The organism is Sphingomonas sp. KC8 (genome assembly GCF_002151445.1).
Classification (GTDB): domain Bacteria; phylum Pseudomonadota; class Alphaproteobacteria; order Sphingomonadales; family Sphingomonadaceae; genus Sphingomonas_E.
The window spans coordinates 2,906,796-2,919,498 of sequence record NZ_CP016306.1; the positions used below are offsets into that span (position 1 = coordinate 2,906,796).

Consider the following 12,703-nt stretch of genomic DNA (forward strand, 5'->3'; position numbering starts at 1 on the left):
GATATCTTCGATGCGCTTCTTCATTATTGGTCTGAACGCTGATGGTCGCTCAACCGTCATTGAAGAGCGGCAAATCGACGGCGAGATCTCGCTGCATCGGTCAGGCCTCGAAGCTGCCCGGCTTTGGAGCACAATGGAGCAGCCGCCGGAATTGGAGATACCGCGGCACGACGTGGATGATGCGTGGATGGACCTCGGGGTCGGTCCGGGAGCGAACCGTTGGGTGATCGTAAACTTTGGGCCGGACTATGTCAGTGAGATGCACCATACGAGCACGCTCGATTATGATCTCATCGTTGCTGGATCGATCACCCTGGAGCTTGAATGCGGAGAAGCCATCTTGAGCGCGGGCGATTGCGCCGTCATTCCCGGTTGCATGCATCGTTGGAGAACGGGGGTGGAGGGTTGTACCATGTCCGCGGTAACGCTCGGCTTGGGATGAGGTGCGGGACGTTTACTTCTCGAACGATTACAATCAGGAAGCAGCTTGCGCCGACAGTCCAGATTTGGCTCACCGCTTATGGAGTCCGTGTGCTAGCGCCCAGTTTTTGCTACTGCGGAAGCGATACGCCGTTCTCTATTGCTAACATTTTATGGCACTGCAAAACTGCGGCCATGATCGTCGCATTTGGAAATGAGGTTCAACTCCTCGGGACCGACATGCCGTTGCGATAACGGCTGCGTCCGCTTTTCCTTATTATTGCTCGAAAGCTGCTTGTCCGGAGTCCACAAAAATTTGCCGTTCAAATCGAGCGGAGGCGTCGCCAAAAATTGTCCTTCATTCATGCCGCGCCAGCTTAGCGTACGTTTACGACCAGATTCTGCGATGCCCCCGATTTGGGATTCACATTGATCCTGCTTTGTGCTTGATTCCACCATGTTATGTTTCAAACAGCCAAGCCTCTTGAACCTTCTAGTGGCTGTGATGTCGCGGTCGTGCTCGAGAGGTTGGCAAGCGCATCGAGCCGGCCCCGTTATGCGTTCATGGTCCTCAACCTGATCGCACAGGTCGCGAGGCCAGACGGAAGGGCCGGCCCCTGGATCAAGCGCGGGACGGAGCTTATCTCCTTGCGCGACTGGCTGTGTGACGCCCTTAGGCCCATGGCCCAACGTGGTCCGCGCGCCGCAGCGCTCTTTGAGCGGGTTCGGATCGACCTCGACGAGCGCGGCCTCCTACCGGATGGCGATGCGGCAAGGCGGCAAGCAATCGAGGCGGAGGCGCGCGCTCGGGTGCGAACGGCGGGAAAGAGCAACCTCAGCCGCGCGGTATCGGAATTGGTGAGTGCGGGCCTCTTGGACCGGCATTACCAGGGTTACCGGATTGATCACCACAACCGCGGCGGCCAGCGTCACGCGGTCTATACGTTGATTGGCGATGCTCTGCGCCTGCTGTCAGCGATCCAGCCAAAGCCGCTTCCGTCCGCACAAGGTGAGCTTGTGTTGGTGGAATGAGTGGGATGGAGCTATGGCCACGACCCCGTGCAGCAGAAGCAGCCCTTCATTGGTCGAGATCCGCTTACTCCGAGTTTTGCGAGCTAGAAAATGGCTTGTCTTTGTCAGCAGAACGCAGCGCGGATGCCAAGCGTCTCATTCGTTTGCGCTATCGAGTCTTCGGCAGTCCTCGCTAGGCCCGTCAGTGCTCTGATGGCATCGATCGTGTCGGGAATGACGATGGCCTGGTTGTCGACCATATAGGCATAGAACAGCTCGTCGCCCTCTACCTTGAGCATGTCCTCCCACAACGCGACCTCATAAAGATTGTCGTGTGGTCGGCCGAGGTCGGCCATCAGTTCCTTGACCGTATTGATCGCGGCGAGGCCATCGCCGGCTCGGATCAGGGCAATGCGGGACGAAGCCCGAAACGCGTCGAGCACCTCTTCCTTGCTCGCGTTCCGGGTCAACAGTACCGACCAATAGTGAAGATGCGCCAACGTTTGGGGAACTTTGACCGCCATCGTCACGACATCGAGCTGGGGATCCACGCTTTGAGCATCCGGCCCCTGGTGACTGGGGATGTCAGGTTCGGGGACGAGAGTGTTCATGATGCCGCCCAAGTGACTTTCCCACGGGTCGGTGGCCCGTCGTAGGAGAGTGCCGCGAGCACGCTTCAGGAGCCCTGCCCGTTTGAGCGCTGTCAGAGTGCGCACGATCGAGGTCGTGTTGCAGGATACCACCCGCGTCGCCGCTCGTCCTGCCGCGCTGTCGAACGAAACCTCAGCGACGAAGGAGTGTCCCGTGACATCGTGCTTCTCACCACCATGAACGATAAACTTGCGGCCGTTTGCCCGATAGATCTCTGCATTCTGCGCGGCGATGCGTTTGGGCGTACAGTCCACCACCACATCGACCTGTCCGAGGAGCGCGTCGAGCGTACCGGCGATGGTGAAGCCAGCGCCCCGCATCGTCTGGGCATGTTCGGACGAGGCTGCGTAAAGATCGATTCCCTGCTCTTCAAGCGGGCGCAGCCGCCAGTCCGTGGCAATGTCCACCACTCCGGCAAGCCGCATGTCCTTCTGCGCCAAAACGGCGGTTGCCACCCGCTTGCCGATAACACCGTAGCCGTTGATCGCGACACGAACTGGATCGTGCTGGGTCATCTTTGTCATGCTCCCACTATAGGTTCGGGTCGTCTCTCTCATGTTTCTACCCGAATGATGTCACCCGCAGCTACGGCATAATCGAGCGCGTAAGCGAGCTCTCCGGCGGTCTCGGCATGGACGTGCAGCAGCGGTTGGCCCCGCTCCACATCCTGACCGAGACGAGCCTCCATGAAGATGCCCGCGGCCTTGACGTCCGGAGCCCCGGCCAGCTTGGCAAGGCGCGCCAGCTTGCGATTGTCGATATGGACGACGCGCCCCGCGCGGTCGGCGACGATGGGGTGGGTCTGCGCGGCCAGCGGAGGCGCGCGCATGCCGCCCTGAGCCTCGCAGATCGCCTGGAACTTGGTCCAGGCGCGTCCATCCGCCAATGTCTTGAGCGCGAGAGCCGCGCCCTTGCCCGGTTCAGACTTGCCACCAATCTCAAGCGCCACGCCGGCAAGCGATGCGGCGCGGCGGCGCAGATCGTCCGGCGCCCCGGGCGCATTGCGCAGCACCGCAAGCAGGTCGCGTGCTTCCAGTGCGGGTCCGATGCCGCGCCCGACGGGCTGGGTGCCATCGGTGAGCAGGCAGCGCGCCTCCAAGCCTGAGCGCTCGGCCACCATGCGCATGCGCTCGGCAAGGTGCCGTGCATTCTCTTCGCTACGCACCTTGGCGGTCGGCCCCACCGGAATGTCGATGACCACATGGGTCGAGCCTGCAGCGATCTTCTTCGACAGGACCGAGGCGATGAGCTGGCCCTCGGTGTCGATGTCGAGCTCGCGCTCGATCCGCACGAACTTGTCGTCGGCCGGGCTGAGGTGGATCGCGCCACCCCAGACGATGCAGCCGCCTTCCTGCTCGACGACGCGCTTCAGCGCGGCAATATCAAGATCGACCGGCGCGAGCGTCTCCATCGTGTCGGCGGTCCCGGCAGGCGATGTAATCGCGCGCGATGAGGTTTTCGGCATGATGAGGCCGTTCGCAGCAACAATGGCCACGACGAGCGGTGTGGTGCGATTGCCCGGCAGGCCGCCGACACAATGCTTGTCGACCACGACCGGGGCATCCCATGACAGGCGGTCGCCGACCCCGATCATCGCTGCGGTGAGGTCGATTGTTTCCTCCTCGTCGAGCGGCAGCACTGCGCTCGCGGTCAGGAAGGCGGCGAGGTGCACGTCGGTGTAGCGCGCGGTTGCGACATCGCCGACGATGGAGGCGAATGCAGCTGCATTGAGGCGATGCCCGTAGATGCGGCTGCGCACACTGGCGAGCGACTCGAGCGCCGGCGCATGCGTGACTGCTATCGGAGCGCCTTCGGTGACACCGAGCATTTCCCAGGCGGTTTCCGAAAGGGCGGCCTCATCCGGCCCGAGCAAGCTGTTCCCTTCGACCTGAAAGAGCGCAGCCCGCACCTCCCGGCCCGCGGCCGAAAGCAACACCTGGGGCCGCCCGGCCAGTCCCTCGGCGAGACAGACGTGGCAGTCCGTGCGCATGAGGACGACCGGCTGGTGCTGCGTGTGGAGACCGAGGCGCCGTGCACGCAACGTCGGCTGGACAATAGCGCCGGGATCGGGCCTCGTCATAGTTCGAACATCTGCGCCTGGCGCGGAACGACGGCATCCCATCCAAGCTCCTGGTCGATGCGTGAGCGCAGCGCCTCCGAGGCCTGCGCCTCGCCGTGCACGATGAAGACGCGCTTCGGCGGACGCTGAAATCCCGAAAGCCAGCGCATCAGCTCATTGGCATCCGCATGAGCCGAAAGCATTGGCAGATCAGCGACTTCCGCCTCGATCGGAACCCACTGGCCATGGATTTTTATCTCGCGCGCACCTTCGAGCATCGCGCGACCGCGCGTTCCCGCAGCCTGAAAGCCGGAGAAAAGGATAGTGTTCTTTTGATCGGGCGCGGACGCTTTGAGGTGATGAAGCACGCGGCCGCCGGTCGCCATGCCGCTCGCAGAAATGACGATCTTGGGATAGGGGCTGGCGGTGATTGCCTTCGATTGCTCGACCTCGCGCGTATAGGTCGCGATATCGCAGGCGTCGCGGCAAACCTGTGGCGTCAGTCGATGATCGCCGAGATGTTCGCATAGCAAGTCGGACGCACTGATGGCCATCGGGCTGTCCAGATAGATCGGCACGTTCTTCAGTCGGCCCGCTTCCCGCAACTTCCAGAGATAGTAGAGAAGTGCCTGCGCACGTCCGACAGCGAAGGCCGGGATGATGACCGTCCCGCCGCGGCGGACGGTGCGTTCGACGACTGCGCCCAGCGCTTCGGCGGCGTCGGTCGGGTCATGAATGCGGTTGCCATAGGTCGACTCGATCACGACGTAGTCGGCTTGGGCGACCGCCTCCGGGTCCAGCATGAAGGGATCGGAATAGCGACCGAGATCGCCGGAGAAGACGATACGCTGGCCGCCCCATTCGATATCGGCTGTCGCGGCGCCGAGGATGTGCCCGGCATGGCGAAAGGTGACCCTCGCGCCGCCCGGAAGTTCGGTGGATTTGGAGAACTGAACCGGCGTAAAGGACTCGATCGCACGCTCGGCATCGCGCACGCCATAGAGCGGCAACGCCGGCTTGTGCCGCGTGGCCCCGATGCGGTTGAGGAAATCGGCGTCCTTTTCGTTGAGATAGCCGCTGTCCTTGAGAATGAGCGCGGCCACGTCGCGCGTTGCCGCGGTCGCATAAATGCGACCGCGAAAGCCGTCGCGCACGAGGCGCGGCAGATAGCCGGAATGGTCGAGATGGGCATGGGTGAGAATGACTGCATTGATGCTGGCGGGCGGGACCGGTAGCGGCTCCCAATTGAGTTCGCGCAGATTTTTCATGCCCTGAAACAGGCCGCAGTCGATCAGGATGCGCTTGCCGTCGTGCTCCAGCAGATGCTTCGAACCGGTGACGGTTCCGGCGGCGCCAAGCGAGGTCATGGTGAGCATAATGCAGCCTTTGAGTTCGCCGGCGGGGGCGTGATGAGGTCGTAGGAATCGCCGCGACCATTGATGGCAGCGCATTCGGCGGGAGAGAGAAACTCATTGCGGGACCGACCGAGCAGCCGCGCGGCGCTTTCGGCGAGAGGCGGCCAGGTTGAGCAAATGGCGGACAGCATGGTGCGGAAACCCTTGCGCCACGTTTCAAAGGTATCTGATTGGGTCATCGTCGCCTGTTCTTGTCATTGTCAGGATGAGCGTGACGGATCAGCCTGCCGTCCAGGGCGGCGGGTCGCTGGCGGGGAAGGAGTCGAAACCCGCGCGGTCGACCTTGTCGAGGGGCTCGGGCGGTCGACGATGGCGAATGAGGTTTGCTGTGCCCACATGGGCTTGCGCGAGCGCGCGGGCGACAAGCGGCGCGAGGCCGATCGCGTTCGTCGGATGTGGCACCGCATCGGACGAGACGATGCGGCTCGAAAGAGTGGCAAGGCGCTCATAGGAATCCTCGGCGAAGATGGCATGAATGACGGCGCAGACCGGCTTGGTGAACCCTTGAAGCGCCAGCTTGCTTGCCGCTTCGATCATCGTGCGGCCCGACGAGGCGATATCGTCGGCGAGCACCGGCTGACGCCCGCGCCACGCGCCGAGATCGGGAATCTCTACATCGACGCGGCGATCGCCGTGCCGGACCTTTCTGAGCACCGTGAACGGAGCGCCGACGCGCGCCGCGATCGCCGAGACCCACTGTTCGCTCTCCTCATCGGGGCCGATCAGAAGGGGCGCCTCGACATTTGCCGCGATCCAGTCGGCGAGCGCGGGTGCAGCTTGCAGCGTGATATCTGGGATCGTGTAGAGCGATGACAGCGCCGGATAGCGATGCAGATGCGGATCGACCGTTACCAGCCGGTCGAACGTGGCCGAAACGAGACGCGCGAAGCTCCTCGAGGAGATCGCTTCGCCAGGCTGGAAGCGGCGGTCCTGCCGCATATAGGAGAGATAGGGCGCAACCAGCGTGACCTCGCTCGCGCCAAGGTCGCGGGCCGCGTCCGCGGTAAACACCAGACCGAGGAAGCCTTGGTCCGGGTTCGCGAGGCTACAGACCAGATCTACACACTTGCCGCGGACATCGGTTAGCAGGCGCACATAGCTCTCGCCGTCGGGGAAACGCCGCGTCTCAAGAACGCCCAGCTCGAAGCCGCCGACTTCGGCAATCGCCTGGGCGAAGGCTTCATTGCCCGTCAGGGGAAAAATCACACGCATCTGATCACGCCTCTGCTCCCCGCCGCCCTCTGTAGAAGCGCAGCAACTGCGCATTGAGGGCGACGATGACTGTGCTCACCGACATCAGCGCGGCCGCCACCGCCGGCGTCATCAGAAAGCCGGTGCCGAACGTGATCCCCGCCGCCATCGGGATCGCGACCGTGTTGTAGCCGGTTGCCCACAGAAGGTTCTGCACCATCTTGCGATAGGTGGCTCGCGACAGGCCGATGATGGCCACGACGTCGCTCGGGTCGCTGCGCACCAGGACGATGTCTGCGGATTCCACCGCCACGTCGGTTCCCGCGCCGATCGCGATGCCGAGATCAGCGACCACCAGCGCGGGGGCGTCGTTCACGCCGTCGCCCACCATCGCGACTGCAAGGCCGCGCGATTGCAGCTCCTCGATCTTCTCCGACTTCTCGTTGGGCAGAACCTCCGCGAAATATTCCGTGATGCCCAGTTCTTCCGAAACCGCCTGGGCGACGCCGCGCGCGTCACCGGTGAGCATGATCGAGTCAATGCCGAGCGATTTGAGCTCGGTGATCGCCTGCTTCGATTCCGGTCGCACGATGTCGGCGAGCGCGAACAGAGCGCGTGGCGCGCCGCCGCGCACCAGGACGACAACGGTTTTACCCTGATTCTCGAGCTTCTTTAGACGTGGATGGGAGATTTCCTTGCTGGTGCGAGAGAGATGACCGGGGCTGACGATGCGGATATCTTCTCCATCGACATTCGCCACGATCCCTTCGCCGGTGATGTTGCGCACCTCGCTCGCCTTCGGCCAGCTGAGGCCTCGATCCTTCGCTTCCGCGACGATGCCGTGCGCAATCGGATGTTCGGACTGGCTTTCAGCCGCCGCTGCGAACGCGAGCTCCAAATTTTCATCCCCTTCGCCGATCAGAACGATGTCGCTGACTCCGAACCGGCCCTCAGTCAGGGTGCCCGTCTTGTCGAACACGACTGCGTTGAGATTGCGGGCACGCTCGAACGCGGCGCGGTCGCGGATGAGGAGGCCATTGCCGGCGCTGAGCGATGTGCTGACCGCAACTACCAGCGGCACGGCGAGCCCGAGAGCGTGAGGGCAAGCAACCACCATCACCGTCACCATTCGCTCGATGGCGAAGCTGGTTGTCTGGCCGAGCAGCAGCCAGACAACTAGCGTGCCGATGCCGACCACGAGCGCGATATAGGTGAGCCAGGCGGCGGCGCGGTTGGCGAGGTCCTGGGTACGCGACCGGGTCGCCTGTGCCTTCCTCACCAGGTCAATGACCTGAGCGAGATAGGTCTTGTCGCCGGTGGCGGTCACCTCGATCGTAACGGCCCCGGCGCCGTTGATGGCACCGCCGATCGCCGCTTCGCCGACACCCTTGGAGACCGGTTTGGACTCGCCCGTCAACATCGCTTCATTGAACCCGGAGACGCCCTCGATAATCACGCCGTCGACCGGCACCTTGGCGCCGGGACGCACAAGCACGCGGTCGCCGGGCGCGAGCGCCGCTATGGGGACGTCGTGGGTGGAGCCGTTGGCGTCGATGCGGGTCGCCACATCCGGCAAGAGGCGTACCAATTCCTCTAGCGCTCTCGAAGCACCCATGACCGAGCGCATCTCGATCCAGTGGCCGAGCAGCATGATGCCGATCAGCGTAACCAGCTCCCAATAGAAAGCTTCGCCCGGGAAGCCGAAGGTGACGGCCGCGGAGAAGAAATAGGCGGCCGAGATCGCTAGCGCGATCAGGGTCATCATACCGGGCTGCTTCTTGCGCAGCTCGGAGACGAAGCCCGTCAGGAACGGCCAGCCGCCATAGACATAGACGATGGTGGAGAGCGCGAAGAGCAAAAGCCCATCGCCGGGAAAGACGATGGTCCCGGCAAGGCCGAGCCAATGCTGAATCATTGGCGACAAGAGCAGCACGGGCGGCGTCAGGACTAAAGTCACCCAAAAGCGACGCCGGTAATCGGCGATCATCGCGCCATGATCGTGGCCGCCGGCATGATCGGCATGGGTAGAACCGGATGCTTGGACAAGAGCGGCCCCAGTCCCAACCGCATCCGTTTCACGCTGATGATGATGGTGGTGTGCGCCAGGCTGATTCATCCTTTGGTCCTTCTTGTGAGCTGGATGGCCATCGGCGCGCCGGTGGTCAGAAGTATATTGCGCGCCCACCGCATGCCCCCGGTGTGGTGCAGTGCCTTCATCAGGAGTGCACGCGTCCCAGGCGCGGAATGAACCCGGGAACGCGGCGCCTGTAGCTCTCATAGTCAGCGCCGAAGGTTGCGATCGCATCGCCTTCTTCGCTACGGGCGAGACGCACATACATGACGACCAACACGGGAAACATGAGGAGCGTCAGCAGCGTCGGCCATTGCAGCAGGAACCCGAACATCACGAGGATGAAGCCGAGATATTGCGGATGACGGGCCCAGCCATAGACGCCCGTCGTCGCCAGTACGCCGTCGCGCTGGGCGGCGTAGAGCGTATTCCAGGCCGACGCGATCAGGGTGAAGCCGCCACCGATAAACACGAAGCTGAGCAGATGAAAGGGACCGAAATGCGGATTTTGGCGCCAGCCGAACAGCTCTTCGAGAAGATGGCCGGCATCGTGCGTGAACCAATCGAAGCCCGGGTAGCGGCTCTGTAACCAGCCTGAGAGTAGATAGATGGTGAGCGGAAACCCGTACATCTCGGTGAACAGCGCGATGATGAACGCGCTAAACGCACCGAACGAACGCCAATCCCGCTCGGTCTGTGGCTTGAAGAAGCTGAACGCAAACAAGATGAACACGGCCGAGTTAACCAGCGCAAGGCCCCAAAGGCCATAGCCATAATCGGCGTGCGTCATCTCGGCGCCCCTTCGGTGCGTTCGTTGGAATTGGCCGGCAGGCCGGTCTGCGCCTGTGTGGGTTCATCGCCGCCATGGTGATGACCGCCATGACCGCGGTGCATGAACAGATGCATGAGCGGACAAGCGAGAAGGATCAGATAGGGCAGCGCACCGAAGAAGTGCGCGGTATGCTCGGCAATCAGAAAAAAGCCGGCGACCAGGAGGAATCCAATCAGGACCATTCTCCCACGCTTGCGTAATCGATGGTCGTGATCATCCATATGCCGCCCCTCTTCTAACCGATGTCCTGCAAGCGTAGATCGGAGCCCGAGAGCAAGGTATAAGTAGAGACCGCAGTCCAAAGCGGGCGACCGGCGTAGGCGCGGAACAGCCTAACTAGCTGTCGCTGCCATTTTCACGCCATCAACCAAAAGTGAGGCTGGAAGGCTTTCCTGCGGCTTTTGCGTATCGTCGCGGGCGGAAGAATAACCATCGTCCCCACGGCCATTCCGGGACGACCGTGCTTGAGCGCAAGGCTCGATCGATCTTGCGGCGTGGACTGCCTCCGATAGTATGGGCATCAATCCCCGCAGCCCCTCATCGGCCGTTGGCTCTTGTCGAGTCCGGCCTTCGCCGCCAGACCAGCGGCAGCGCAATGAGGAGAAGCATCGACATCCAGCCGATGCCGAGCAGAATCCGCGACTGCTCTCCCGGCTCGGCCAAGGCGATCGCAATCGGTGCAAGGGCCTGACCGATGCTGGCCGCAGCATGCTGGAGCCCAAGTTTCCAGCCGGAGGGCAGCGCGGAACCGCCGATCCAGAAGCTCGTGACGAGACGAATGCTCGCCGAGCTCCAGCCAGCTGCGACAATGAGGCCGGCGATCCCGACCATGGACGATCCGTAGGGAAAGACGAACAGGGCGGCGGCGAGAAGCGCAAGCGTGAAGCATGCGAGCAATCTCGGCGCGGTCACCAGCCAGGAGACCCTGGTGTGGAACAGCTGCGCCGCCAACATGGCAAACCCGCAAAGACTGAGCATCCATGCAATCGTCTCCCGGTTTAGGCTTGTTTCGGCCCGGGTCACCAACAGGCTGACATGGATGGCAGCAAGCCCTCCGCCGCCAAGGACCGTGACAAGCAGAAGGATGAGGGTGGTCGGAAGCGACGCTGCTTCGCGATCATCGCCCCTCGACCCTGCGCCGCCGCTCGCCGGCAGACGCACGAACATCATGAAGAGCGCGATCATCGCGACGAGAGCCGCCAGCATCAGGAGTGGTGCTCGGGGAAAGACCGCCCTGGAGGCCTCGGCGAGCAGTGGAGCGGACATATCTCCCAGGAACACGAAGGCGGTGAGCCAGGTGAAGTGTATCGCCCGCTTGCTCCGCCCGCCGGCGGCAAAGCTCGTGGCAAGCAACGCGAGCGGTATTATCGCGGCCGCAGACATGCCGGCGAGCATGCGCAACAGATAGAGTACCGGAAGCGCCACGACCCCGACCGGCGCCAGCGCAAACACCAGAACGACGAGCGCAGCGCGCAAGACGACCCGATAGTCCACGCGGTCCGCGAGCCAACCCCACAGCGGCGCAAAGAGCAACGCCGCTAGGGGATGCACCGCACTCAGGCTCGCGACATGGAAGTCATGGGCGCGCAGCGATAGGGGCGACTGTCCATCGTCGACAAGCGACGGCAGGAACGCGAGCATGGCCGTCTGACCCGCGGACGCAGCCGCCACCGCGAACAGCAACAATATGGACGAGCGGGACCGCTTCCCATTCTCGCCGTCCCCATCCGCCAGGGGATTCGGCCCACTACGTGATCCTGCTGACGCCGCGTCGTGGCTCACCACCACAATCGCAGGCCGACCACCACGCGGCGCTCGGTCACAAGCTCGCGATTCGCACGCCGGAAGTCGGCGGTCCCGCCGAGAGCGCATTCCCAGACAAAGCCGACATGGGGCGCGAGCTTGCGGGAGAATTCGTAACGCAGCCGCTCGCCAGCCCCTGGACGAAACGACGCCGCGCGATCGGTAGGCTGTGAAACGGAGGCATGACTGGTGCTTTCGCCATGGATGGTCAGGCCAGATCGAGGACGATTCGCCCCTCGATGTCGCCATGGTGCATGCGCGCGAAGACATCGTTGATGTTCTCCAGCTTTTCGGTGTGCACCGTCGCGTGGACCTTGCCTTCACCGGCAAATTCTAGCGCTTCGAGAAGGTCGAGCCGGGTGCCGACGATCGAGCCGCGCACGGTGATGCCGTTGAGCACGGTGTCGAAGATGGACAGCGGAAAATCGCCCGGCGGCAGGCCGTTGAGCGCCACCGTTCCGCCGCGCCTGACCATGCCCAGCGCCTGCTGGAAGGCCGTGGGTGAGACCGCGGTGACGAGGACGCCCTGCGCCCCGCCGATCGCTTTCTTGATGGCGACCGAAGGATCCTCATCACGCGCATTGACGGTCAGTGCGGCACCAAGGCGCGTCGCAAGATCGAGCTTGCGATCATCGATGTCGACCGCCGCGACGTTGAAGCCCATCGCGCGGGCATATTGCACTGCCATGTGCCCGAGCCCGCCGATCCCCGAGACCACCACCCATTCGCCAGGCTTCGTCTCGGTGGCCTTCAGTCCCTTATAGACCGTGACGCCCGCGCAAAGGATCGGCGCGATGTCGATGAAGCCGACATTGTCGGGAAGATGCCCGACATAGTTGGGATCGGCGAGGACATATTCCGCGAAGCTGCCATTGACCGAATAGCCGGTATTCTGCTGGAGTTCGCACAGGGTTTCCCAGCCGCCCAGGCAATGCACGCAATGACCGCAGGCGGTGTAGAGCCAGGGAACGCCGACCCGGTCACCTTCCTTGACGTGCGTGACGCCCGATCCGACGGCGGCGATATGGCCGACGCCTTCATGGCCCGGAATGAACGGCGGGTTGGGCTTCACCGGCCAATCACCTTCGGTCGCGTGCAGGTCGGTGTGGCAGACCCCGGTCGCTGCGATCTTGACGAGGATCTGGCCGGGGCCGACCTCGGGGATCGGCGCCTCTTCGATGACCAGCGGCGCGCCAAATTCGCGGACGACGGCCGCCTTCATGGTTTTCGCCATGTCTGCTTTTCCTTCT

At 63.1% G+C, this 12,703-nt stretch carries 12 protein-coding genes; 2 read left to right on the forward strand and 10 right to left on the reverse strand.

What is annotated here, in order from left to right; translation table 11 throughout:
- Nucleotides 1-10: 10 nt before the first annotated feature.
- The gene (locus KC8_RS13655; RefSeq protein WP_010123263.1) at nucleotides 11-442 is read left to right on the forward strand and encodes a hypothetical protein; all 432 of its coding nucleotides are present in this window, start codon (nucleotides 11-13) and stop codon (nucleotides 440-442) included.
- A 440-nt stretch (nucleotides 443-882) separates the two neighbouring features.
- Entirely contained in the window at nucleotides 883-1,452 is a 570-nt protein-coding gene (locus tag KC8_RS13660) for a hypothetical protein (RefSeq protein ID WP_029624233.1), read from the forward strand.
- 104 nt (nucleotides 1,453-1,556) lie between these two features.
- Here the strand turns inward: KC8_RS13660 and KC8_RS13665 are convergent, their stop codons facing one another.
- The 10 genes from KC8_RS13665 to adhP all read right to left on the reverse strand — a co-directional run bounded on the left by KC8_RS13665 (nucleotide 1,557) and on the right by adhP (nucleotide 12,687).
- Nucleotides 1,557-2,597: a type II glyceraldehyde-3-phosphate dehydrogenase gene (locus tag KC8_RS13665; RefSeq protein ID WP_037495007.1), complete on the reverse strand. Its 1,041-nt coding sequence runs from the start codon at nucleotides 2,595-2,597 to the stop codon at nucleotides 1,557-1,559.
- Between the two features lie 38 nt (nucleotides 2,598-2,635).
- Nucleotides 2,636-4,162, reverse strand: coding sequence for a thymidine phosphorylase family protein (locus tag KC8_RS13670; RefSeq protein ID WP_010123254.1), 1,527 nt, complete (start codon nucleotides 4,160-4,162; stop codon nucleotides 2,636-2,638).
- Nucleotides 4,159-5,517, reverse strand: a complete 1,359-nt coding sequence (locus KC8_RS13675) for an MBL fold metallo-hydrolase RNA specificity domain-containing protein (RefSeq protein ID WP_010123252.1) — start codon at nucleotides 5,515-5,517, stop codon at nucleotides 4,159-4,161. The genes KC8_RS13670 and KC8_RS13675 overlap by 4 nt, the downstream gene beginning before the upstream one ends.
- 258 nt (nucleotides 5,518-5,775) lie before the next feature.
- Complete coding sequence (locus KC8_RS13680; protein ID WP_010123251.1) at nucleotides 5,776-6,768, reverse strand: ribose-phosphate pyrophosphokinase; 993 nt, start codon at nucleotides 6,766-6,768, stop codon at nucleotides 5,776-5,778.
- Nucleotides 6,769-6,772: 4 nt separating this feature from the next.
- The gene (locus KC8_RS13685; RefSeq protein WP_010123250.1) at nucleotides 6,773-8,863 is read right to left on the reverse strand and encodes a heavy metal translocating P-type ATPase; all 2,091 of its coding nucleotides are present in this window, start codon (nucleotides 8,861-8,863) and stop codon (nucleotides 6,773-6,775) included.
- Nucleotides 8,864-8,963: 100 nt separating this feature from the next.
- Nucleotides 8,964-9,608 carry a methyltransferase family protein gene (locus KC8_RS13690; protein ID WP_010123249.1) on the reverse strand — a complete coding sequence of 215 codons (645 nt, stop codon included), beginning with the start codon at nucleotides 9,606-9,608 and terminating at the stop codon, nucleotides 8,964-8,966.
- On the reverse strand, nucleotides 9,605-9,871 hold the full coding sequence (locus KC8_RS13695) for a DUF2933 domain-containing protein (RefSeq protein WP_029624230.1): 267 nt from the start codon (nucleotides 9,869-9,871) through the stop codon (nucleotides 9,605-9,607). Before KC8_RS13695 ends, KC8_RS13690 begins: the two co-directional genes overlap by 4 nt.
- 316 nt (nucleotides 9,872-10,187) lie before the next feature.
- Nucleotides 10,188-11,336, reverse strand: a complete 1,149-nt coding sequence (locus tag KC8_RS13700) for an MFS transporter (protein ID WP_010123245.1) — start codon at nucleotides 11,334-11,336, stop codon at nucleotides 10,188-10,190.
- Between the two features lie 92 nt (nucleotides 11,337-11,428).
- On the reverse strand, nucleotides 11,429-11,665 hold the full coding sequence (locus tag KC8_RS20650; RefSeq protein WP_443026358.1) for a copper resistance protein B: 237 nt from the start codon (nucleotides 11,663-11,665) through the stop codon (nucleotides 11,429-11,431).
- Nucleotides 11,662-12,687, reverse strand: coding sequence for an alcohol dehydrogenase AdhP (adhP, locus tag KC8_RS13710; protein WP_010123244.1), 1,026 nt, complete (start codon nucleotides 12,685-12,687; stop codon nucleotides 11,662-11,664). Before adhP ends, KC8_RS20650 begins: the two co-directional genes overlap by 4 nt.
- Nucleotides 12,688-12,703 lie beyond the last annotated feature (16 nt).

Bases quoted from the DNA above. Each gene is read 5' to 3' on its own strand.
- KC8_RS13665 (WP_037495007.1), bottom strand. From the start codon at position 2,597: ATGACCCAGCACGATCCAGTTCGTGTCGCGATCAACGGCTACGGTGTT.
- KC8_RS13690 (WP_010123249.1), bottom strand. From the start codon at position 9,608: ATGACGCACGCCGATTATGGCTATGGCCTTTGGGGCCTTGCGCTGGTT.
- KC8_RS13685 (WP_010123250.1), bottom strand. From the start codon at position 8,863: ATGAATCAGCCTGGCGCACACCACCATCATCATCAGCGTGAAACGGAT.
- KC8_RS13695 (WP_029624230.1), bottom strand. From the start codon at position 9,871: ATGGATGATCACGACCATCGATTACGCAAGCGTGGGAGAATGGTCCTG.
- KC8_RS13680 (WP_010123251.1), bottom strand. From the start codon at position 6,768: ATGCGTGTGATTTTTCCCCTGACGGGCAATGAAGCCTTCGCCCAGGCG.
- KC8_RS13660 (WP_029624233.1), top strand. From the start codon at position 883: ATGTTTCAAACAGCCAAGCCTCTTGAACCTTCTAGTGGCTGTGATGTC.
- KC8_RS13675 (WP_010123252.1), bottom strand. From the start codon at position 5,517: ATGCTCACCATGACCTCGCTTGGCGCCGCCGGAACCGTCACCGGTTCG.
- KC8_RS13655 (WP_010123263.1), top strand. From the start codon at position 11: ATGCGCTTCTTCATTATTGGTCTGAACGCTGATGGTCGCTCAACCGTC.
- KC8_RS13670 (WP_010123254.1), bottom strand. From the start codon at position 4,162: ATGACGAGGCCCGATCCCGGCGCTATTGTCCAGCCGACGTTGCGTGCA.
- adhP (WP_010123244.1), bottom strand. From the start codon at position 12,687: ATGGCGAAAACCATGAAGGCGGCCGTCGTCCGCGAATTTGGCGCGCCG.